Genomic DNA, 21,590 nt, shown 5'->3' on the forward strand with positions numbered 1-21,590 from the left:
CGAGAAACGAATGACCGGCGCGATCAAGTGTGGGAGCGAGCCTGCTCGCGAAGGCGGTGTGTCTGGCGCAGTCATGCGACATCGATACCGCTTTCGCGAGCAGGCTCGCTCCCACAGTCCCACAGGGATCTTCTGTGGCTGGGATTCAGCTCAGTTCCAACCAGATCGGCGCATGGTCCGACGGCTTTTCCATGCCCCGCAGTTCATAGTCCACGCCAGCGTCCTTGACCCGTGGCAGCAGGCCGTGGGACGCCAGGATCAGGTCGATGCGCAGCCCGCGCTTGGGTTCGTCTTCGAAACCGCGGCTGCGGTAGTCGAACCAGCTGAAGCGGTCGGTGACGTCTGGGTTCAGGTGGCGGAAGCTGTCCACCAGGCCCCAATTCTTCAGGCGCGCCATCCACTCGCGTTCTTCCGGCAGGAAGCTGCATTTACCGGTCTTCAGCCAGCGCTTCATATTGTCCGGGCCGATGCCGATGTCACAGTCTTCCGGGGAAATGTTCACGTCGCCCATCACCACGACCGGCTGGTCGTTGCTGAAGCGGGTTTCCAGCAATTGCTGCAGGTCGCTGTAGAAGCGCTCTTTGGCCGGGAATTTGGTGGGGTGATCGCGGCTTTCACCTTGGGGGAAATAACCATTCATGATGGTCACCGGCACACCGTTGGCATCGGCAAACGTGCCCCAGATGAAACGCCGCTGGGCATCTTCATCGTCAGTCTCGAAGCCTTTGTGCAAGGTCAACGGCGCTTGGCGCGAGAGGAGGGCGACACCGTAGTGGCCTTTCTGCCCGTGGTAATGCACGTGATAACCCAGGGCTTGCACCTCGGCCAGCGGGAACTGTTCGTCGTGGACCTTGGTTTCCTGCAACCCGATCACGTCCGGCTGGTGCTTGTCGATCAGTGCCGCCAACTGATGGGGACGGGCTCGCAGGCCGTTGATGTTGAAGGAGACGATCTTCATGGTCGGCTGTCCTGGCAAAACTGCGATGCTAGCTGACATGTGGGAGCGGGGCTAGCGTGGCAGTAGGACAAATGCACTGCTAATGTCCTTGGCATGTAGGAACGATCGCAGCCCTATCGGGTTCGTAGTCAATAAGAGCAGGCCTCATCGAGCCCGCCCAGGAGACGCAACGCCATGCCTGAAACCGCCACTGCTGATATCCATATGCTCGACAGCGGCTATTCCCGCGAAGCCCGTTCGTTGCTCTACCAGGCCTATCGCCACGAGCCGACCTTCAGCTACCTGTTCGAGTCCGAGCGTCCCGGCTATGAACAGCGGGTGCGGGCGACCGTGCGTGAACTGGTCAAGCAGCATTTCCTCCAGGACCTGCCGGCCATTGGCCTGCTGGTCAACGACCGCCTGATAGGCATCGCCCTGATCGCCCCGCCGCAGCGGCGTCTGGGTATCACCGAGAGTTGGGCCTGGCGCCTGCGCATGGTCTTGAGCACGGGGTTCCGCTGTACCCGACGGTACCTGGACTATCACGCCGCCGTGCTGGCCTGCCTGCCTTCGGACGCGGTGCATGTATTGCCGTTGCTGGGCGTTCATCCGCAATTCCAGGGCAAACACTACGGCGAACAGTTGCTCGAGGCGGTGCACAACTGGTGTGCCGTGGACGAGCATTCCCAAGGCGTGGTGCTGGACACTGGAAATCCCCGTTATCTCGAATTTTATAAACGCCAGGGTTATGAGGAAATTGGCGAAATAGCGGTAGGACCGATCCGCGAGCATGTTTTCTTTCATGCGAACCCGCAGGTCCTGCAGAGCGCGACGGCTTAGTCAGACGAACTTTTGGGAATCGTCTGGCTCTATCAGGCTCCCGACCTCGTGATAGCATCCGCGCCATGAATTTCCCAGGACGAATGACCGGTGGCGCGCTCTTGCTGTCCCTCAGCTGCGTGGCGCTGGCACAAAGTGAATTGGATGTGCGGGTCAAACCCTCCAATGACGAACTCAAGGCCAACGTAGAAGGCTACATCGGTGGTGTGGGCGATCGTGACGAAGAGGCGTTGCTGCGTTTCAGTCGCGGCGCCGAGGAGCAGGCGCGCAAAGCGGCCCAGGCGCTGGGCTACTACCAGCCGCAGATCGACAGTGAGGTCCAGGCGGGCAAGGCGCCGCGCCTGATCCTGAGCATCGACCCCGGCGAGCCGGTGCACTTGCGTAATGTCACGATCCGCATCGACGGCCCGGCGGCGTCGCTCAAGGGCTTCCGCGTGCCTGACAACCCAGGCCTCAAACCCGGAGCGGTGCTCAACCACGGGCGCTATGAAGACGCCAAGCGGACAATCCAGAACCAGGCCTCGCGCTATGGTTTTTTCAGTGGGCGGTTCATCAGCCAGACGTTGCGCGTGGACCCGCAGGCCGGTATCGCCGACATCGAATTGATCTACGACAGCGGGCCGCGCTACGCCCTGGGCGCGGTCAGCTTCGAAGGTGATACACCCTTCGATGAAGACCTGCTGCAACGCATGGTGCCGTTCAAGGCGGGTGCGCCCTACGACTCCGAGCTCATCGCCGAACTCAACCAGGCCTTGCAATCGAGCGGCTACTTCGAAGGCGTGCGCGTCGATGCGACGCCCACCGCGGCCACCGACAACGTGATCCCGGTGGCGGTCAAGCTCGACACCCGCAAGCCTCGCACCATGGGGCTGGGCCTGGGGTTCTCCACCGACGTCGGCCCCCGGGCCAAGGCCAACTGGACGCGCCACTGGGTCAATCCGCAAGGGCACAGCTACGGTTGGGAGGCGGAAGTCTCGGCGCCCCGGCAAAACATCGGCCTCTGGTACGACGTGCCGCTGGACCCGCCGTTGACCGATAAGCTGCGCTACGCCGACGGTTATCAATATGAAGAACTGGCCGGCACCGACACCCTCAGCAAACTGCTGACCGTGGGGCCCGAATGGCACAGCAAGTTGCCCAGCGGCTGGCAGCGTGTGGTGTCGCTCAAGTGGCAGCGCGAGGAATACCGTCTTGGCGACGATTCGGGCCTGAGTACGTTGCTGATGCCGGGCGTCAGCTATTCGTACCTGCGCAGCGATAACCGTATCGACCCGCACCATGGCTATCGCCTGCAATTCGACACCAAGGTCGCCAAGGAAGGGTTGGGTTCGGACAACAACCTTTTGTATGGCACCGCCATGGTCAAGGGTTTGACCACTGTGTTCGACAAGCATCGTTTCCTGGCCCGCGCCCAGATCGGCGGCAGCGCTACCAATGGCTACAAATCGATCCCGCCATCCCTGCGTTTTTTTGCCGACGGCGATCAGAGCGTACGCGGCTACGACTACCAGAGCCTGTCGCCGGAAAACTCCGACGGCGATCGCATCGGCGGCCGCTACATGGTGGCCGGCAGCGTCGAGTATCAATATTCGGTCGCGGAAAAATGGCGCGTCGCAACCTTCGTTGACCAGGGCAACTCTTTCAATAATCTCGATTTGCCAAGCCTCAAGACCGGCGTGGGTGTCGGCGTGCGCTGGGTGTCGCCGGTCGGCCCGATCCGCCTCGACCTGGCCCATGCCCTGGACGACGACGGCGGCATTCGATTGCACTTTTCCATGGGGCCTGAGTTGTGAATCGCGGTTTGAAAATAACGCTGCTTGCCCTTGGCGGGTTGCTGGTGTCGGTCTTGCTGGCCTTGAGCATCGTGTTGGGCACGGCGTTTGGCAGCCGCTGGGCCCTTGGCCTGGTGCCAGGGCTGACCGTGGAGAGTTTCCAGGGGCGGCTGGGCGGGCAGTGGAATGCCGACCGGGTAGTGTGGCAACAGGACGCCAGCCGGGTAGAACTCGATCGGCCGATCTTCGCCTGGTCGCCGTTTTGCCTTTTACGCATGACCCTGTGCATCGAGCAGCTCAAGGCCGACAGGATTGCCTTGCAGCTGCCGGCCTCTTCCGATGCACCGAGCAGCGGTCCGATCAGCCTGCCGGACCTGGACTTGCCCTTGGCGATCGAGTTGGGCGACGTCCAGGTGGGCAGCCTGTCGTTCAACGGCAGCGAACAGCTCAAGGGGTTGCAACTGGCGGCGCACTGGACCGCCGAAGGTCTGCAGATCGACTCGGTGCAATTGCAGCGCGACGAGTTGAGCCTGAAACTGTCCGGCCTGTTGCAGCCGCGTGGGAACTGGCCGCTCAGTGCTGCGGGCCAACTGACATTGCCGGCACCGGGTGCGACACCTTGGATGCTGGATCTGAAAGTCGATGGCGATCTGCTCAGGACCCTTGAGCTCACTGCCGACAGCAGTGGTTATCTGCAAGGTCACCTCAAGGGCGAGTTGCAACCGCTCGCGGACAACCTGCCGGCCAAGGTGCGCATCACCGCCGACGGCTTCAAGGCCAGCGCCGACCTGCCGGACACGCTGTTGCTCAATCAGCTGGAACTGACCGGCGAGGGTAACCTGAAAGATGGCTATCAACTGCTCGGCAAGGCGAGTTTGCCCGCCGAGAAAGGCCCGGTGGCGTTGTCGCTCAGCGGCAAGGTCGACGCCAACGGCGCACAGATCGCTGGCCTCGATCTGGATGCGGGCGACCAGCAAAGCCTCAAGCTCACCGGGCAGCTGGATTGGCGCGAAGGCCTGAGCGCCGAAGCGAAGATCGCTTGGCTGGAGTTCCCTTGGCATCGCCTCTATCCACTGATCGACGAACCGCAAGTGACGTTGCGCCGTTTTAATGGCGAAGTCTCGTACACCGATGGCAAATACCTCGGCAATTTCCACGCGGCGTTGGACGGTCCGGCCGGGGCGTTCAGCCTGGACAGCCCGTTCAGCGGCGACCTGACGCAGATCCATTTGCCACAGCTCAAGCTCGCCGCCGGGCAGGGCAAGGCCGAAGGGCACTTGAGCCTGCAATTTGCCGACGGCGTTGCCTGGGATACGGCGCTGCAATTGTCGGCCATCAACCCGGCGTATTGGCTCGGCGAGTTGCCCGGCACCCTGGCCGGGCCGTTGCGCAGCAAGGGAACGATGAAAAACGAGCGCCTCGAGCTCGACGCGGACCTGGACCTCAAGGGCAAGCTGCGCGGCCAGCCGGCGCTGTTCCAGGCCAAGGCCAGCGGGGCTGGCGAACAATGGAATCTCGGCGCGCTGGATATTCGTCTGGGCGACAACCGCATCAACGGCACGGGCAGCCTGCAGCAGAAACTGACAGGGCAGATCGATATCAAGCTCTTGCGCCTGGCCCAGCTCTGGCCGCAATTGCGCGGCCAAATCACCGGCCGCGTCGATCTCGCCGGGACGCTGAAGGCACCGCAAGGCAAGCTCGACTTGCAAGGTACGCAACTGGCCTTCCAGGACAACCGCTTGCAAAGCCTGAACCTGGACGCGACGCTCGACAGTGCGCAGCGGGGCAAGGTCGACTTGAAGGCGAGCGGCATCCGGGCCGGCGAAACATCGCTGGGCGTGTTGACGGTCAGCGGCCAGGGCGACATCAAGCAACAGAGGCTCAACCTCGACCTGCAGGGGCCGCAGTTGGAAACCACCTTGGCCCTCGACGGTTCGCTCGACCAAGGCAACTGGCGCGGACGCCTCGCCAGCGGCGACGTGCAGGTCGGCGGGCAGACCTGGCGCTTGCAGGCACCAGCGACGCTTGAGCGCCTGGCCAACGGCACGCTGAACTTCGGTGCCCACTGCTGGCGATCCGGCCAGGCCAGCCTCTGCGGGGAAGATCAGCGATTGATGCCGGAGCCAAAGCTGCGTTATCACCTCAAGCAATTCCCCATCGAAAGCCTGGCCCAGTGGATGCCCAAGGATTTTGGCTGGCGCGGACAGCTCAACGCCGACCTGCAACTGGACCTGCCGGCCAGCGGCCCGAACGGCCGCGTGTTGGTGGATGCCAGCGGCGGTACTTTGCGGATTCGAGATAAGGAGCAGGACAAGGGGCAATGGCTGGATTTCCCCTACCAGACCCTGACGCTCAGCAGCCGCCTGACGCCGACGCGCATCGATACCGATATCAATTTCGTCGGCGCGAGGCTGGGTGAGCTGACGCTCCAGGCACGGATCAACCCGTTGCCGGCCAGCAAGCCTTTGAGCGGCTCCTTCCGACTCAATGGTCTGGACCTGTCGGTGGCCCGGCCGTTCGTGCCGATGGTGGAAACCCTGACCGGTCATTTGAACGGCAGTGGCACGCTGTCCGGTGGATTGCTCGCGCCCCAGGTCAACGGCAACCTGGTGCTCAGCGACGGCGAAATGTCCGGCCCGGAACTGCCGATCAGCCTCGAAGCCCTGCAACTGCGGGCCATGATCGCCGGTGATACGGTAAGGCTCGATGGCGCCTGGAAAAGTGGCAAGAGCGGGCAGGGCCGCCTGACCGGAAGCATTGGCTGGGGCGAGGCCCTGACCATGGACCTGGCCCTCAAGGGCTCGCAACTGCCGGTCACTGTCGAACCCTACGCAGTGCTGGACGTGGCGCCGAACCTGAACATCACGATGCAAGGCGAACGACTTTCGATTGCCGGCAAGGTCCTGGTGCCCAAGGGCGAGATCACAGTTCGCGAGCTGCCGCCGTCCACGGTCAAGGTATCGGATGACACGGTGATCGTCGGCCACCAGACTGAAGAGGGCAAGGCACCGATTGCGATGGCGATGGACATCGATGTCATCGTCGGCCAGGAAAAACTCGCCTTCTCGGGTTTTGGCCTGACGGCCAACGTCCAAGGCCAAGTACACATCGGCGACAACATGGACACGCGCGGCGAGCTCTGGCTCAACGACGGAAAATACCGGGCCTACGGACAACGCCTGACGGTACGCCGGGCGCGATTGTTGTTTGCCGGGCCGATCGACCAGCCTTACCTGGACATTGAAGCGATCCGCCAGACCGACGATGTGATCGCCGGTATTCGCTTGAGTGGCAGCGCCGAGCAGCCGACCACGCAGATCTTCTCCGAGCCGGCCATGAGCCAGGAGCAGGCGTTGTCCTACCTGGTGCTGGGCCGGCCGTTGAGCACCACCGGCGAGGACAACAACATGCTCGCCCAGGCCGCGCTGGGCCTGGGCTTGATGGGCAGCGCCGGCGTGACCACCAGCCTGGCCAACAACCTGGGTATCGAAGATTTCCAGCTCGACACCCAGGGCAGCGGCAACGACACCAGCGTGGTCGCCAGTGGCAACCTGTCGGAAAAACTCAGCCTGCGCTATGGCGTGGGCGTGTTCGAACCGGCCAATACCATCGCGTTGCGCTACAAGCTGAGCAAGAAGGTCTACCTCGAAGCCGCCAGCGGCGTCGCCAGCTCGCTGGATATCTTCTACAAGCGCGATTTCTGATCCCTCCTCAAAACAACCTGTGGGGAGCGGGCTTGCTCGCGAATGCGGTCTATCAGCTAAAAAATTGCTGACTGGCACACCGCTTTCGCGAGTAAACCCGCTCCCACAGGTCTGTCTATGCGTAGCTAACTAACTATTTGTTTGACATTTGCTGCCTAAGCAGTAATATCTCGACATACATTCGCTGCCTAGGCAGCAAAACGTCTTCCGACAACGGTATCCAGATGAAGCATTTCACCCCAGGCGATTTCCACAATTGCCATCTCGGCATGCTGCTCGGCCGTGCCGCGCTGCTCAAGGATCGGATCATCGACACCCACATGGAGCCCGTCGGCATCACCGCCGCGCAGTTCAAGGTGCTGATCATCATGGCCCAGCACGGCATCGACACGCCGGTCGAACTGTGCCGCTACCTGTCCCTGGACAGCGGCTCGATGACACGGATGCTCGATCGCCTGGAGCAGAAGGGCTTCCTGGTTCGCCAACGCTCGGCAGAGGACCGGCGCCAAGTGCAATTGGTGCTGACCGAAGCCGGCCAGGCCCTTGCCGATCGCCTGCCGTTCATCGGTGCCGATGCGATGAATCAACTGGCCAGTGCCATCAGCCGCGAGGAGCTGCAAACCCTCGAAGACATCCTCAAGAAAATACTGCTCGCCGCCGGTGACCCCATCACCGTCTTGCGATTGGGGGAAAAAATGAAGCGTCAAACCTTGCGTACCCACTTGGGCCTGGTGCTGCTGGCCATGAGCCTCGCCGGTTGTGCCAGCTACAGCGGCCTGAAGACCGAAGGGGTCAGCCTCGAAGCCAAGAGCCTCCAGGCGGGACAGTCCCTGACTGGCGTCAAGCTGTCGCCGGCCTCGTGGCCGAAAAGCGACTGGTGGAAAAGCCTCGGCGACCCACAACTCGATAGCCTGATCCGCGAAGCGCTGCACGACAGCCCGGACATGCAGATCGCCAGCGCCCGGGTTCACCAGGCCAGTGCCGCCGCCTATGCCGCCAACGCCGCACGCCTGCCAACCCTGGATGCCAGCGGCAGCGTCAGCCGTTCGCGCCTGGCTCGCGACCAGGATCCGCAAGGGCAGGGTGGGGCCTACAGCACGTTGCGTTCGCTGAGCGTGGATTTCAATTACAACTTCGACCTCTGGGGCGGCCAGCGCGCCGCCTGGGAAGCCGCCCTCGGTCAGGCCCGCGCCGCCGAGATCGACCGCCAGGCCGCGCAACTGACCCTGGCTGCCGATGTGGCCCGGGCCTACAGCGACCTGGGCCAGGCCCATATCATTCATGACTTGGCCAACGAAGACCTCAAGCGCACGCGGCAGATGCTGGACCTGGGCAAGCGTCGCCTCGGCGCCGGGATCGACAGCCAGTATCAGTTCCAGCAGACCGAAAGCCTGGAAGCGAGCGCCGATGCAACGTTGATCGACGCGGAGAAACGTTTGCAAAGCGCCAAGATCGCCTTGGCGGTGCTGCTGGGCAAAGGGCCGGACCGTGGCAACGAAATCGCCCGGCCCAACGTGCTGCAGGCCAGCGCCGTGGCGTTACCGTCGAATCTGCCGGCCGAATTGCTGGGCCGTCGTCCGGACCTGGTCGCGGCGCGGTGGCGGGTCGAGGCGGCGAGCAAGAACATCGAAGCCGGCAAGACCAATTTCTACCCCAACCTCAACTTGAGCGCGGCGGCGGGAGTGCAATCGCTGTTGGGTGACGCGATGTTCGGCTCGGCCAGCCGTTTCTTCAATGTGGCACCGACGGTGTCGCTGCCGATTTTCGACGGCGGACGCCTGCGGGCCGATCTCGATGCCCGGGACGCCGACTACGACCTGGCGGTGGCGCAATACAACAAGAGCCTGGTCGCGGCCCTTGGCGATGTCAGCGACACCATCAACCAGTTGCGTGACATCGGTCGGCAGATCGGCGCCCAGCAACATGCCGTGGATATCGCGCAAAGCTCTTACGACACCGTGGTCCAGCGCTATGGCTCCGGCATCGGCAATTACCTGGACGTGCTGAGCATCGAGCAGCAACTGCTCCAGGCCCAACGCCAACTGGCGACCCTCAATGCCGAGCAGATCGACCTGTCGATCCAACTGATGCAGGCCCTGGGCGGTGGTTTCGAGACCCGGACCGTAGCTTCGGCCACACCGGCCGCCACCGCGTCAACTCACTGATTCGAGGTATTTGTCATGGCAACTGCCGAAACAACTCAACAAACCCCACAGGACGGCAGCAATCCGCGCAAGCGCAAGGTGATGCTGCTGGCCCTGGCCCTGATCGTCATTCTCGCCGGCGTGGGTGTCTGGGCCTGGCACGAACTGTATGGTCGCTGGAACGAAAGCACCGACGACGCCTACGTCAACGGCAATGTGGTGGAAATCACCCCGCAAGTCACCGGCACGGTGGTGAGCATTGGCGCCGATGACGGTGACCTGGTGCGCGAAGGCCAGGTGCTGGTGCAATTCGACCCGAACGATGCCGAAGTCGCGCTGCAAAGTGCCCAGGCCAACCTGGCCCGTACCGTGCGCCAGGTGCGCGGCTTGTACAGCAATGTCGATGGCATGAAGGCGCAGGTGCATGCGCAAGAGGCCGAAGTGCAGAAGGCCCAGGAAAACTACAGCCGACGCAAGAACCTCGCGGCCGGCGGAGCGATTTCCCAGGAAGAACTGTCCCACGCACGGGACGACCTGACCTCGGCGCAGAACGCCTTGGCCAACGCCCGGCAACAGCTCAAGACCACCAGCGCGTTGGTGGATGACACGGTGGTGTCGTCCCACCCCGACGTGCAAGCGGCGGCTGCGCAACTGCGCCAGGCCTATCTGTCCAACGCGCGCAGCACCTTGATCGCGCCGGTGACCGGTTATGTTGCCAAGCGCACCGTACAGCTGGGGCAGCGAGTGCAGCCGGGCACGGCGTTGATGGCGGTGATCCCGCTGGATCAGTTGTGGATCGACGCCAACTTCAAGGAAACCCAACTGCGCGACATGCGCATCGGCCAGCCGGTGGACATCGAGACTGACCTGTATGGCAGCGACGTGAAATACAGCGGTACGGTCGACAGCCTGGGCGCCGGCACCGGCAGCGCATTTGCCTTGCTGCCCGCGCAGAACGCCACCGGTAACTGGATCAAGATCGTCCAGCGGGTGCCAGTGCGCATTCATATCAATGCCGAGGAGCTGACCAAGCATCCGCTGCGGGTCGGCCTGTCGACTCAGGTCAACGTCAACCTGCATGACCAGAGCGGCCCGGTACTGGCCCAGCAGCCACCGCAAAAAGCCTCGTTCAGCACCCAGGTCTATGACCGGCAATTGGCCGATGCCGACGCGATGATCAGTCGTTTGATTCATGAGAACAGCGCGGCGACGAGCAATACCGCACAGCGCTGAGGCAGCGCCGCCAACCCTGTGGCGAGGGGATTTATCCCCGCTGGGCTGCGCAGCGGCCCTAAAACTGCGACCCGGTGTATCAGGGACTCATTCATCTAATCAAACAAGGGCTGCTACGCAGCCCAGCGGGGATAAATCCCCTCGCCACAGGGCGTAATTCCATTTCATCGGGGCGCCAGTAGTTCACCACCTCCGTTTCATAGGACTCTCGCAATGAGCAATAACGCGTCCTTCACGCCGCCCAGCCTGTTGCTCAGCACCATTGGCTTGTCGCTGGCGACGTTCATGCAGGTGCTCGACACCACCATCGCCAACGTCGCCTTGCCGACTATTTCCGGCAACCTGGGCGTCAGCTCGGAGCAGGGTACTTGGGTGATCACCTCGTTCGCCGTGAGCAACGCCATCGCGCTGCCGCTGACCGGATGGCTGAGCCGTCGCTTTGGCGAGGTGAAGCTGTTTTTGTGGGCGACGATGCTGTTCGTCCTGGCCTCGTTCCTGTGCGGGATATCCACCTCCATGCCAGAGCTGATCGGCTTCCGTGTACTCCAGGGGCTGGTCGCCGGGCCGTTGTATCCGATGACCCAGACCCTGTTGATTGCCGTGTACCCGCCGGCCAGGCGCGGCATGGCCCTGGCGTTGCTGGCGATGGTCACGGTGGTGGCGCCGATTGCCGGGCCGATCCTCGGCGGCTGGATCACCGACAGCTATAGCTGGCCGTGGATTTTTTTCATCAACGTGCCCATCGGCATTTTCGCGGTGATGGTCGTGCGCCAGCAGCTCAAGGCGCGGCCCGTGGTCACTAGTCGCCAGCCGATGGACTATGTCGGCTTGATCACGCTGATCATCGGGGTCGGTGCGTTGCAGGTGATCCTCGACAAGGGCAATGACCTGGATTGGTTCGAATCGAACTTCATCATCATTGGCGCGCTGATTTCAGTCGTTGCCTTGGCGGTATTCGTGATCTGGGAAATGACCGACGGACATCCGGTGGTCAACCTGCGGCTGTTTGCCTATCGCAACTTTCGCATCGGCACCATTGTGCTGGTGGGCGGTTACGCCGGGTTCTTCGGGATCAACCTGATCCTGCCGCAATGGTTGCAGACCCAGATGGGCTACACGGCCACCTGGGCCGGCCTGGCGGTGGCGCCCATCGGCATCCTGCCGGTGTTGATGTCGCCCTTCGTCGGCAAGTACGCCCACAAGTTCGACCTGCGCCTGTTGGCCGGGCTGGCGTTCCTGGCGATCGGCCTGAGCTGCTTCATGCGCGCCGGGTTCACCAACGAGGTGGATTTCCAGCACATCGCCCTGGTGCAGTTGTTCATGGGCATCGGCGTGGCGCTGTTCTTCATGCCGACCCTGAGCATCCTGATGTCGGACCTGCCGCCGCACCAGATCGCCGATGGCGCGGGGCTGGCGACGTTCCTGCGAACCCTGGGCGGCAGCTTCGCCGCGTCGCTGACCACCTGGATCTGGATCCGCCGCGCCGATCAGCACCATGCGTACCTGAGCGAAAGCATCAGCACCTTCGAGCCGGCCACCCGCGAGACGATCAACCAACTCGGTGGCGCGAGCACGCCGGTCTATGCCCAGCTCGACCAGATCCTCACCAGCCAGGCGTACATGCTCTCCACCGTGGATTACTTCACGTTGCTGGGCTGGGCGTTCATGGGGTTGATCCTGCTGGTGTGGCTGGCGAAGCCGCCGTTCGCGGCGAAGGCGGGGCCTGCTGCCAGCGGTCATTGAAGCAACCATGAACTCCTGTGGGAGCGAGCTTGCTCGCGATGGCGGATTCACGTTCAACATCACCGTTGACTGATCCACCGCTATCGCGAGCAAGCTCGCTCCCACAAGGGATCTATATGTAGTCAGGGATCGTATCGGGTGCCGGCAGTTGTGGCGGCGGGGCAAACCCGAACGGCGCCAGCGCAAACCCCTGTTCATCCACCTGCAACGCCCAGCCTTGCTTGTCCCAATCCCCCAGCACGATGCGTCTCGCTGCGTGTTCGCCCAGTTGCAGCTTGTGGATGGCGGGACGGTGGGTGTGGCCGTGGACCAAGGTCTTCACGCCGTATTGCTGCATGATCCGCGGGATCTCTTCGGGCGTGACGTCGACGATGTCGTTGGCTTTCATCCGCGTCTGGGTGCGGCTTTCGCTGCGCAGCTTGCGTGCCAGTTTCTGGCGACTGCCCAGTGGCAGGTGGCGCAGGATGAACAACGTGAGCGGGTTGCGCAGCCAGCGGCGCATCTTCATGTAGCCGATATCTCGCGTGCAGAGGCTGTCGCCGTGCATCAGCAACACCGGTTCACCGTTGAACTGCACGACACTCGGATCCTTGAGCAAGGTACAGCCAGCCGCTTTGCAGAAAGCCTGCCCGAGCATGAAGTCGCGATTGCCGTGCATGAGGAAAATGGCCGTGCCGCTGTCGCTCAATTCGCGCAGGGCCTGGCAGATGGAACGCTGGAACGGCGTCATGGCATCGTCGCCGATCCAGGCTTCGAAAAAGTCGCCCAGGATGTACAACGCTTGCGCCGAGCGGGCGCGTGTGGCGAGTAAATCCAGAAACGCCCGGGTGATGTCCGGGCGCTCCTCTTCCAGATGCAAATCTGAAATCAGCAATATCACGCTTCGATGATCTCGGCTTTCTCGATGATCACGTCTTCTGCTGGCACGTCCTGGTGGCCGGCCTTGGAGGTGGTGGACACGCCTTTGATCTTGTCGACCACGTCGGTGCCAGCGGTGACTTTACCGAATACTGCGTAGCCCCAGCCCTGGACGTTCTTGCCGCTGTGGTTCAGGAAGCTGTTGTCGGCAACGTTGATGAAGAACTGCGCGGAGGCCGAATGCGGCTCCATGGTGCGAGCCATGGCGACGGTGTACTTGTCGTTGGAAAGACCGTTGTCGGCTTCGTTCTGGATGCTTGGGCGCTTGTCTTTCTTTTCTTTCATGCCCGGCTCGAAACCACCGCCCTGGATCATGAAGTTGCCGATGACACGGTGGAAAACGGTATTTTCGTAATGGCCGGCCTCGACGTACTCAAGGAAGTTCTTAACGGTGATCGGTGCCTTTTCGGCGTTCAGTTCCAGGACGATGTCGCCATGGTTGGTGGTCAGTTTGACTTGGGTCATGATCACTACTCTTTCAAGGAATTCGTGGGTTTCGGGGGCGCGGACGCCCGCAACCGGTCTGGCTGTAATCGGCCAGGTTGGGCAGTTTAGCGTGCCGGGCACGAATTTCGAGGCTGTTTTTCATCGGCTCATCGATTAAATTCAATCGTTTGCCGGCTCGGCCTGTCAGGTGCTTGACAGCATCGGCTATGATACGGGCTTTGATTTATCAGGCCGCACCCGGCCGCGCACTTGTACGTTCAAGGATCCTATGAGCAAGCCCACTGTCGACCCTACCTCGAATTCCAAGACCGGCCCGGCCGTGCCGGTCAATTTCCTGCGCCCGATTGTCCAGGCGGACCTGGATTCGGGTAAGCACACGCAGATCGTCACCCGCTTCCCGCCGGAGCCCAACGGCTACCTGCACATCGGTCACGCCAAATCCATCTGCGTGAACTTCGGCCTGGCCGAGGAGTTCGGTGGCGTCACGCACTTGCGTTTCGATGACACCAACCCGGCCAAGGAAGACCAGGAATACATCGACGCGATCAAGAGCGACGTCAAGTGGCTGGGTTTCGAATGGGCCGGCGAAGTGCGCTACGCCTCGCAGTATTTCGACCAGTTGCATGATTGGGCGGTCGAGCTGATCAAGTCCGGCAACGCCTACGTGTGCGACCTGACGCCGGAGCAGGCCAAGGAATACCGTGGCAGCCTGACCGAACCGGGCCGGAACAGCCCGTTCCGCGATCGCAGCGTGGAAGAGAACCTGGACCTGTTCGCCCGCATGCGCGCCGGTGAGTTCCCGGACGGTGCCCGTGTGCTGCGCGCCAAGATCGACATGGCCTCGCCGAACATGAACTTGCGCGACCCGATCATGTACCGCATCCGTCATGCCCATCACCACCAGACGGGCGACAAGTGGTGCATCTACCCGAACTATGACTTCACCCACGGCCAGTCGGACGCCATCGAAGGCATCACGCATTCGATCTGCACCCTGGAATTCGAAAGCCACCGTCCGCTGTACGAATGGTTCCTGGAACACCTGCCGGTGCCGGCCAACCCGCGCCAGTACGAATTCAGCCGCCTGAACCTGAACTACACCATCACCAGCAAGCGCAAGCTCAAGCAACTGGTGGACGAGAAGCACGTCAGCGGCTGGGACGACCCGCGCATGTCGACGCTGTCGGGCTTCCGCCGTCGTGGCTACACGCCGAAGTCGATCCGCAATTTCTGCGAGATGATCGGCACCAACCGCTCCGACGGCGTGGTGGACTTCGGCATGCTGGAGTTCAGCATCCGCGACGACCTCGACCACAGCGCGCCGCGCGCCATGTGCGTGTTGCGCCCACTGAAAGTGGTCATCACCAATTACCCGGAAGGCCAGGTCGAGAACCTCGAGCTGCCGTGCCACCCGAAGGAAGACATGGGCGTGCGCGTCCTGCCGTTCGCCCGGGAAATCTACATCGACCGTGAAGACTTCATGGAAGAGCCGCCAAAAGGCTACAAGCGCCTGGAGCCTGCCGGCGAAGTGCGCCTGCGCGGCAGCTACGTGATCCGTGCCGACGAGGCCATCAAGGACGCCGACGGCAACATCGTCGAACTGCGTTGCTCCTATGACCCCGACACCCTGGGCAAGAACCCGGAAGGTCGCAAGGTCAAGGGCGTGATCCACTGGGTGCCGGCCGCCGCCAGCGTCGAGTGCGAAGTGCGCCTGTACGATCGCCTGTTCCGTTCGCCGAACCCGGAGAAGGCCGAAGACAGCGCCAGTTTCCTGGACAACATCAACCCTGACTCCTTGCAGGTACTCACCGGTTGTCGTGCCGAGCCATCGCTGGGCAACGCACAGCCGGAAGACCGTTTCCAGTTCGAGCGCGAAGGTTACTTCTGCGCGGATATCAAGGACTCGAAACCCGGTGCTCCGGTGTTCAACCGTACCGTGACCTTGCGCGATTCCTGGGGTCAGTGATCAAGTCTTAAGGGAAACCCTGTGCTTACGATCTACAACACGCTCACCAAGAGCAAAGAAGTCTTCAAGCCGCTGGATGGCAACAAGGTGCGCATGTACGTCTGCGGCATGACCGTGTACGACTACTGCCACATCGGTCATGGCCGCAGCATGGTCGCCTTCGACCTGGTGACCCGCTGGCTGCGGTTCAGCGGTTATGACCTGACCTACGTGCGCAACATCACCGACATCGAAGACAAGATCATCAACCGTGCCCGTGAAAACGGCGAGCCTTACGATGCGTTGACCGAGCGCATGATCAAGGCCATGCACGAGGACGAGGCGCGCCTCAACATCCAGAAGCCGGACCTGGAACCGCGCGCCACGGACCACATCCCGGGCATGTTGGCGATGATCCAGACCTTGATCGACAAGGGCTACGCCTATGCACCGGGCAATGGCGACGTGTACTACCGCGTCGCCAAGTTCATGGGCTACGGCAAGCTGTCGCGCAAGAAGATCGAAGACTTGCGCATCGGTGCGCGTATCGAAGTCGACGAGTCGAAGGAAGACCCGCTGGACTTCGTGCTGTGGAAGGGCGCCAAGCCGGGCGAGCCGAGTTGGGATTCACCGTGGGGTGCCGGGCGTCCGGGCTGGCATATCGAGTGCTCGGTGATGTCGACCTGCTGCCTGGGCGAGACCTTCGACATTCATGGCGGCGGCAGCGACCTGGAATTCCCGCACCACGAAAACGAAATCGCCCAGAGTGAAGCGGCCACCGGCAAGACCTACGCCAACGCGTGGATGCATTGCGGCATGATCCGGATCAACGGCGAGAAGATGTCCAAGTCCTTGAACAACTTCTTCACCATCCGCGACGTGCTCGACAAGTACCACCCGGAAGTCGTGCGTTACCTGCTGGTGTCGAGCCACTACCGCAGCGCCATCAACTATTCGGAAGATAACCTCAAGGATGCCAAGGGTGCCCTGGAGCGTTTCTACCATGCGTTGAAGGGCCTGCCTGCCGTGGCGCCCGCTGGTGGCGAAGCATTCGTGGCGCGTTTCACCGAAGTGATGAACGACGACTTCGGCACGCCGGAAGCGTGCGCGGTGCTGTTCGAGATGGTGCGTGAGATCAACCGCCTGCGTGAGAGCGATCTTGATGCGGCGGCGGGCTTGGCCGCGCGCTTGAAGGAACTGGCCAGCGTGCTGGGTGTGTTGCAGCTCGAAGCCGATGACTTCCTGCAAGCCGGCGCCGAAGGCCGCGTGGACGCCGCCGAGGTCGAGACGTTGATCCAGGCGCGCCTGGCTGCGCGAGCCAACAAGGACTGGGCCGAATCCGACCGCATCCGCGACCAGCTCACCGCCATGGGCGTGGTGCTGGAAGACGGGAAGGGCGGGACGACCTGGCGATTGGCGGACTAAGATCTCTTAGACGCGAAATACCCACTGTGGGAGCGAGCTTGCTCGCGATGGCGGAGTGTCAGGCAACATGTTTGTCTGCTGATATATCCCCATCGCGAGCAAGCTCGCTCCCACAGTTTTTTGCATTCCAACCCTAGCAATCGATTAATTATGAGCTAGTACTGTCAGGTCAATTCGACATCCTCTGACAGGAGTCCTCCCATGCTCGCTCACTGGTCTCTCGCGGCCATCCATCTCCTGGCGTTCGCCCTCGGGTTCTGGGCGGTGCTGACCCGTGGCACGGCGTTGCGCCGACTCGCAGGGGGCGCTGACGTGGTTCGCAATGTCCTGGTTGCGGACAACGCATGGGGACTGTCAGCGCTGGTGTTGCTGGTAACGGGTGGGATGCGCGCTTTTGCCGGGTACGAAAAAGGCGCTGACTATTACCTGCATCAGCCGCTGTTTCACCTGAAGATGACGCTGTTCGTGGCGATTCTGTTGCTTGAAATCGCGCCGATGATCGCCCTGATCAAATGGCGGATAGCCCTCGGCAAAGGGCGCGCGATCGATCCATCGAGGGCGGGGCGCTATGCACGGATCAGCCATTTGGAAGCGTTGCTGTTGATCCTGATGGTGATCGCCGCCACGGGGATGGCTCGCGGCGTGAGCTTGGGTTGACCGGCCACGAACGCCTGCTTCCCCGCCATTAAAACGAAACGTCTGACAGCCATGCTACGAGGCAAGCCATTAATATCGGTTTCACGGCTGGACGAGGTCAAGGCGGATGGGGCAGGGCGAGGCGCGGTCGATATGCATCTTTAGCCAGCCTTGCGGTGATGCAAGCGGGCTGGCTGCGGACTGCGGCAAGGCTCAGGGCGTTTGAGGCTTGTCCGGGGCGGTAAGGCCGGCCTGGATACGCTGATAAATCTCTTCACGATGCACCGCAACGTTTTTCGGGGCGTTGATGCCGATCCTGACTTGTTGGCCGCTTACGCCCAGAATGGTGATCGTGATGTCGTCACCAATGTTTATGCTTTCACCGACTTTGCGGGTGAGTATCAGCATGGTGTTCTCCTTGATAGCTTTATAGGGCACCTGATTCAGACAGTGCAGATGTCGGTACTGCTTATAGATTAGTGCTAAGTGTCACAATGTGGGTGCCTCTTTCTGACGTGCAGACGCAGCATTAATTCCCAGGGTGCGACTATACAGAGACGCCGGGCAGGATTCTCGTGTTTTGCGCACTGTTTAGGGCGTTGTTGGCGAGAGCGGATGCTAAAATCCCCGCTTCATGTCTTGCGAGGGAATCGTTGTGCGTAAATTGGCTTGGGTTATCGCGGTATTGGCGCTGGCTGGATGTGGGGAAGGGCGCGACGTCGAGGCACCCAAGCCGAAAGCAGTGGCGAGCTCCACGCCGGCGGCCGCTGCGGCGCCCCAATGGGCGGTCGAGGTTCGCGGCGAGACGCCCCAGGCCGTCAGCGATCTCACCGGATGGCTGATCGAGCACAGCTTCATGTCCACTGTGGTCCGGGAGGATGGCAAGGATCGGGTTCTGGTCGGGCCGTTGAGCTCCGAAGCCGAGGCTCAAGCCAAGCAGGAGCAAATCACCGCTGCCCTGGTCCGCGCCAAGAAGCGCAACATCGAGACTCAGGTTGTGGATTATCCGTCAAGCACGATAAACAGACGGACAAACAAAAGGCCCCGGACGCGCACGTCCGGGGCCTTTTGTTTTTCAAGTGTTCAGCCGCAGGCCTTCATGTCCACCGGGCCGACGAATTCGTTTCCGCGCCCCATCACGCACGCAACGCTCTGGTTGCGCTGGCGCTCCCAGGCCTGCACGGGATAGGTCTTGTCCCAGGCTTCGTACAGGCTCCGGTCCTGTTTCGAAAGACGCAGGCCGTACTGTTTGCTCATATAGAAATACGTCCTGGCGATCATTCCCCGGATGGAAGGGCGGGGCATGACTTTCTTGGCCTTGAAGTCCACTTGGGTCAGGCATGAACCGTATTGGCCCTTCTGCACCGGCAACCAGCCGAAACTGAAGTTGCTGCGATCGCCATTGACCTCGCCAATGCTGGGCACCAGGTTGTGAAGGTCAGCCTCGGCCCGTTGGTACACCGGGTCGTAGCGCGTGCAGTTCTTGCGCCCGCCCTGTTGCCAGCATTGACGCTGATGGCCGATCTGCCACGCGGGGACAATATGTTCCCACTCGATGCGTGCGGCGCGACTGGCGTTCTTGCGTGGCACGTAACCGCAGGCCGCCAGGTTCACCCGATTGCCGGTGTATTTGCAGCCGCAGTAGAACTCGGTGGATTGCGGGGCGTAGAGTTTCCAGGCGACTTTCTTGGCTTCGTTGAAGGTGCGGGGAGCAGCGGCTTGCGCGCCCATGGCAACGAAGACGAGCGATAAAGCTAAACAGCGAACAATCATCAGGCTCAATCTTCCTTCGGCACAACCCAGAAAACCTGCACGCCGCCATCGTCGCGATAAGCGAGGGTGACGTTGTCGTTCTCGTCTATTTCCTCCAGCAGCCGTTCCCATTCGTCCACCGGTTCATCAGGAAGACGGAAGATCAGCGCGGCCTTGGCTTTTTGTGCGGTGGGGGAATTGATGATTTTCGAGACCCGAAGACCGAGTCGTGTATAGGAATCTAAGGGAGTAGTTGCAGCGGAGGGCGTGGCCACAGGATTATCCTTATTAAGCTGTACGTGCATACAGTATTTATTTGTAGGCATTTACGCAACTGCTTAAAAATCAAGAAAATCGTCTGACAGCGCTTTTTGCGTTTTGATGTAGGAAGAAGGATTTTTTTATTGAGAAAGGTCCTCTGTCTTCAGCAGATTCCGCCAGAGGCCTAAAGAAAATTCCCTAGCGGACGATCTTGCTTGTAGGAAATTCTTTCACGGAGCGAGACATGTCCATTTCAATCGGCTTTCCAAATGCCGCCGCCATCACCATTGGCGGAAAATCCGCGGCCACGCTGAATGCCCTGAGCGAGGCGAGCGCCGACGCAGCCGACGAGGCCCTTGGCGAAACGCAAGCGCCTGGCAAGGTCCGTGCGAATCTGGCGACCGAAGCCGAGAGCAAGACCGAAAAAAGCGACAGCGACCAAAGCATTGCCACAAAAATACTGCTCAAGCGCATGCAGGAGCTTCAACAGCAACTGCGCGAGCAGCAACAGCAGCTTGCCGCGGCACAGGCGCGTCCTTATCCGACGCCTGATGCCAAGACGACTGCTATCCTGTCGATCCAGGGTCAGATCGCCGACACCACCGGCGCGCTGCAGCAGGTTACGGGCAGCTTGATCAAGGAGCTGGCGAAAGAATCCAGCTCGGGTTCGCTGGTCGACACCACGGCTTGATCGATGACGTTCCGGATGAAAACGGGACGTTGACAAAACGCCGATGCTTTACCATAGTTCATTCCACGCAAACGTTTGCGCGATTGCCGTGCGACGATTTTGCTCACAATAATCATAAAATCGGAGTGAACCCATGAAGCTGCCATTCGCTGGACGCCTTCTCGCCGTCGCCATGCTCGCGGCCGCATCCGCAGCGCTGCCTTTCTCCTCGGCGCTCGCCCAGACCACGGAAAAACCCAAGGTCGCGCTCGTCATGAAGTCCCTCGCCAATGAATTCTTCCTGACCATGGAAGATGGCGCCAAGGCGTATCAAAAGGAACACTCCGCCGATTTCGACCTGATCTCCAACGGGATCAAGGATGAAACCGACACCGCCAATCAGATTCGCATTGTCGAACAAATGATCGTGTCCAAAGTCGATGCGCTGATTATCGCGCCGGCCGATTCCAAGGCCATGGTGCCGGTGATCAAGAAAGCCGTCGACGCCGGTATCACCGTGATCAACATCGACAACCAGCTCGACCCGGCAGTGGTCAAGAGCAAGAACATCAACGTGCCGTTCGTAGGTCCGGACAACCGCAAGGGCGCTCGCCTGGTGGGGGAATACCTGGCCAAGCAGCTCAAGGCCGGTGACGAGGTCGGCATTATCGAAGGCGTGTCGACCACCACCAATGCCCAGGCACGCACCGCGGGCTTCAAGGATGCGATGGAGGCGGCGCAGGTCAAGGTCGTTTCACTGCAATCGGGCGATTGGGAAATCAACAAGGGCAACCAGGTTGCCTCGTCGATGCTCAGCGAATACCCGAACATCAAGGCGTTGCTGGCTGGTAACGACAGCATGGCGGTAGGCGCGGTCTCGGCCGTGCGCGCTGCTGGCAAGGCGGGCAAGGTGCAAGTGGTCGGCTACGACAACATCAACGCGATCAAGCCGATGCTCAAGGACGGTCGTGTCCTGGCGACTGCTGATCAGTTCGCTGCCAAGCAGGCTGTGTTCGGTATCGAGACCGCGCTGAAGATCCTCAAGGGTGAAAAAGTCGACAGCGGCGCCAACGGCGTTATCGAAACTCCGGTCGAGCTGGTGACCAAGCCGTAACCCTGGCGACACAACGGCGCTCGCCCGTCCGGGCGAGCGCATTGGAGAG

Annotated in this window: 17 protein-coding genes and 2 pseudogenes; 13 read left to right on the forward strand and 6 right to left on the reverse strand. The window is 61.4% G+C overall.

Annotated elements, in window-relative coordinates; all coding sequences use genetic code 11:
• Nucleotides 1-145 precede the first annotated feature (145 nt).
• Nucleotides 146-958, reverse strand: a complete 813-nt coding sequence (gene xthA / locus AB4N42_RS13240; protein WP_030142104.1) for an exodeoxyribonuclease III — start codon at nt 956-958, stop codon at nt 146-148.
• A gap of 174 nt (nt 959-1,132) precedes the next feature.
• Between xthA and AB4N42_RS13245 the strand changes: the two genes are divergently transcribed.
• From AB4N42_RS13245 to AB4N42_RS13275, 7 genes and pseudogenes are all read left to right on the forward strand, one after another.
• Nucleotides 1,133-1,777, forward strand: a complete 645-nt coding sequence (locus AB4N42_RS13245) for a GNAT family N-acetyltransferase (RefSeq protein WP_030142105.1) — start codon at nt 1,133-1,135, stop codon at nt 1,775-1,777.
• A gap of 65 nt (nt 1,778-1,842) precedes the next feature.
• Nucleotides 1,843-3,570, forward strand: a complete 1,728-nt coding sequence (locus tag AB4N42_RS13250; protein ID WP_460116290.1) for an autotransporter assembly complex protein TamA — start codon at nt 1,843-1,845, stop codon at nt 3,568-3,570.
• Nucleotides 3,567-7,253, forward strand: coding sequence for a translocation/assembly module TamB domain-containing protein (locus AB4N42_RS13255; protein WP_460116291.1), 3,687 nt, complete (start codon nt 3,567-3,569; stop codon nt 7,251-7,253). Before AB4N42_RS13250 ends, AB4N42_RS13255 begins: the two co-directional genes overlap by 4 nt.
• Before the next feature lie 269 nt (nt 7,254-7,522).
• A pseudogene (locus tag AB4N42_RS13260) lies at nt 7,523-7,795 on the forward strand (MarR family winged helix-turn-helix transcriptional regulator); the annotation flags it as partial.
• Between the two features lie 153 nt (nt 7,796-7,948).
• A complete protein-coding gene (locus tag AB4N42_RS13265) occupies nt 7,949-9,418 on the forward strand; it encodes an efflux transporter outer membrane subunit (protein ID WP_460116387.1) in 1,470 nt (489 codons plus the stop codon).
• 15 nt (nt 9,419-9,433) lie between these two features.
• The gene (locus AB4N42_RS13270; RefSeq protein WP_407683356.1) at nt 9,434-10,630 is read left to right on the forward strand and encodes an HlyD family efflux transporter periplasmic adaptor subunit; all 1,197 of its coding nucleotides are present in this window, start codon (nt 9,434-9,436) and stop codon (nt 10,628-10,630) included.
• A 213-nt stretch (nt 10,631-10,843) separates the two neighbouring features.
• A complete protein-coding gene (locus AB4N42_RS13275) occupies nt 10,844-12,373 on the forward strand; it encodes a DHA2 family efflux MFS transporter permease subunit (protein WP_407683355.1) in 1,530 nt (509 codons plus the stop codon).
• Nucleotides 12,374-12,485: 112 nt separating this feature from the next.
• Here the strand turns inward: AB4N42_RS13275 and AB4N42_RS13280 are convergent, their stop codons facing one another.
• Both AB4N42_RS13280 and AB4N42_RS13285 read right to left on the reverse strand, forming a co-directional pair.
• Nucleotides 12,486-13,253 carry a UDP-2,3-diacylglucosamine diphosphatase gene (locus tag AB4N42_RS13280; protein ID WP_030142112.1) on the reverse strand — a complete coding sequence of 256 codons (768 nt, stop codon included), beginning with the start codon at nt 13,251-13,253 and terminating at the stop codon, nt 12,486-12,488.
• Nucleotides 13,250-13,756, reverse strand: coding sequence for a peptidylprolyl isomerase (locus AB4N42_RS13285; RefSeq protein ID WP_198796007.1), 507 nt, complete (start codon nt 13,754-13,756; stop codon nt 13,250-13,252). Before AB4N42_RS13285 ends, AB4N42_RS13280 begins: the two co-directional genes overlap by 4 nt.
• 250 nt (nt 13,757-14,006) lie before the next feature.
• Between AB4N42_RS13285 and AB4N42_RS13290 the strand changes: the two genes are divergently transcribed.
• The 3 genes from AB4N42_RS13290 (at nt 14,007) to AB4N42_RS13300 (ending at nt 17,765) form a co-directional block, all read left to right on the forward strand.
• Nucleotides 14,007-15,704, forward strand: a complete 1,698-nt coding sequence (locus tag AB4N42_RS13290) for a glutamine--tRNA ligase/YqeY domain fusion protein (protein ID WP_030142114.1) — start codon at nt 14,007-14,009, stop codon at nt 15,702-15,704.
• Nucleotides 15,705-15,725: 21 nt separating this feature from the next.
• The gene (gene cysS / locus AB4N42_RS13295) at nt 15,726-17,108 is read left to right on the forward strand and encodes a cysteine--tRNA ligase (RefSeq protein WP_460116292.1); all 1,383 of its coding nucleotides are present in this window, start codon (nt 15,726-15,728) and stop codon (nt 17,106-17,108) included.
• A gap of 201 nt (nt 17,109-17,309) precedes the next feature.
• Nucleotides 17,310-17,765 carry a DUF2214 family protein gene (locus AB4N42_RS13300; protein ID WP_460116293.1) on the forward strand — a complete coding sequence of 152 codons (456 nt, stop codon included), beginning with the start codon at nt 17,310-17,312 and terminating at the stop codon, nt 17,763-17,765.
• Nucleotides 17,766-17,957: 192 nt separating this feature from the next.
• Here AB4N42_RS13300 and csrA read toward each other — a convergent pair whose 3' ends face one another.
• Complete coding sequence (csrA, locus tag AB4N42_RS13305; RefSeq protein WP_003179932.1) at nt 17,958-18,152, reverse strand: carbon storage regulator CsrA; 195 nt, start codon at nt 18,150-18,152, stop codon at nt 17,958-17,960.
• A 247-nt stretch (nt 18,153-18,399) separates the two neighbouring features.
• Here csrA and AB4N42_RS13310 point away from each other — a divergent pair.
• Nucleotides 18,400-18,759: pseudogene (locus AB4N42_RS13310) on the forward strand (SPOR domain-containing protein); the annotation flags it as partial.
• 68 nt (nt 18,760-18,827) lie between these two features.
• Here AB4N42_RS13310 and AB4N42_RS13315 read toward each other — a convergent pair.
• The gene (locus tag AB4N42_RS13315; protein ID WP_334598003.1) at nt 18,828-19,517 is read right to left on the reverse strand and encodes an endonuclease I family protein; all 690 of its coding nucleotides are present in this window, start codon (nt 19,515-19,517) and stop codon (nt 18,828-18,830) included.
• A gap of 5 nt (nt 19,518-19,522) precedes the next feature.
• Nucleotides 19,523-19,822, reverse strand: coding sequence for a DUF1654 domain-containing protein (locus AB4N42_RS13320; RefSeq protein WP_051066074.1), 300 nt, complete (start codon nt 19,820-19,822; stop codon nt 19,523-19,525).
• Between the two features lie 179 nt (nt 19,823-20,001).
• On the opposite strand from AB4N42_RS13320, the gene AB4N42_RS13325 reads away from it, so the two are divergent.
• Nucleotides 20,002-20,448 carry a hypothetical protein gene (locus tag AB4N42_RS13325; protein WP_460116294.1) on the forward strand — a complete coding sequence of 149 codons (447 nt, stop codon included), beginning with the start codon at nt 20,002-20,004 and terminating at the stop codon, nt 20,446-20,448.
• A 133-nt stretch (nt 20,449-20,581) separates the two neighbouring features.
• Entirely contained in the window at nt 20,582-21,541 is a 960-nt protein-coding gene (locus AB4N42_RS13330; protein ID WP_030142121.1) for a sugar ABC transporter substrate-binding protein, read from the forward strand.
• Nucleotides 21,542-21,590 lie beyond the last annotated feature (49 nt).

The sequence above is a fragment of the Pseudomonas sp. H2_D02 genome (genome assembly GCF_054677635.1).

Excerpts from the sequence above, each read along its gene's own strand:
- xthA (WP_030142104.1), bottom strand. The coding sequence starts at position 958 with ATGAAGATCGTCTCCTTCAACATCAACGGCCTGCGAGCCCGTCCCCAT.
- AB4N42_RS13245 (WP_030142105.1), top strand. The coding sequence starts at position 1,133 with ATGCCTGAAACCGCCACTGCTGATATCCATATGCTCGACAGCGGCTAT.
- AB4N42_RS13250 (WP_460116290.1), top strand. The coding sequence starts at position 1,843 with ATGAATTTCCCAGGACGAATGACCGGTGGCGCGCTCTTGCTGTCCCTC.
- AB4N42_RS13265 (WP_460116387.1), top strand. The coding sequence starts at position 7,949 with ATGAAGCGTCAAACCTTGCGTACCCACTTGGGCCTGGTGCTGCTGGCC.
- AB4N42_RS13270 (WP_407683356.1), top strand. The coding sequence starts at position 9,434 with ATGGCAACTGCCGAAACAACTCAACAAACCCCACAGGACGGCAGCAAT.
- AB4N42_RS13275 (WP_407683355.1), top strand. The coding sequence starts at position 10,844 with ATGAGCAATAACGCGTCCTTCACGCCGCCCAGCCTGTTGCTCAGCACC.
- AB4N42_RS13285 (WP_198796007.1), bottom strand. The coding sequence starts at position 13,756 with ATGACCCAAGTCAAACTGACCACCAACCATGGCGACATCGTCCTGGAA.
- AB4N42_RS13290 (WP_030142114.1), top strand. The coding sequence starts at position 14,007 with ATGAGCAAGCCCACTGTCGACCCTACCTCGAATTCCAAGACCGGCCCG.
- AB4N42_RS13300 (WP_460116293.1), top strand. The coding sequence starts at position 17,310 with ATGCTCGCTCACTGGTCTCTCGCGGCCATCCATCTCCTGGCGTTCGCC.
- csrA (WP_003179932.1), bottom strand. The coding sequence starts at position 18,152 with ATGCTGATACTCACCCGCAAAGTCGGTGAAAGCATAAACATTGGTGAC.
- AB4N42_RS13315 (WP_334598003.1), bottom strand. The coding sequence starts at position 19,517 with ATGATTGTTCGCTGTTTAGCTTTATCGCTCGTCTTCGTTGCCATGGGC.
- AB4N42_RS13320 (WP_051066074.1), bottom strand. The coding sequence starts at position 19,822 with ATGCCTACAAATAAATACTGTATGCACGTACAGCTTAATAAGGATAAT.
- AB4N42_RS13325 (WP_460116294.1), top strand. The coding sequence starts at position 20,002 with ATGTCCATTTCAATCGGCTTTCCAAATGCCGCCGCCATCACCATTGGC.
- AB4N42_RS13330 (WP_030142121.1), top strand. The coding sequence starts at position 20,582 with ATGAAGCTGCCATTCGCTGGACGCCTTCTCGCCGTCGCCATGCTCGCG.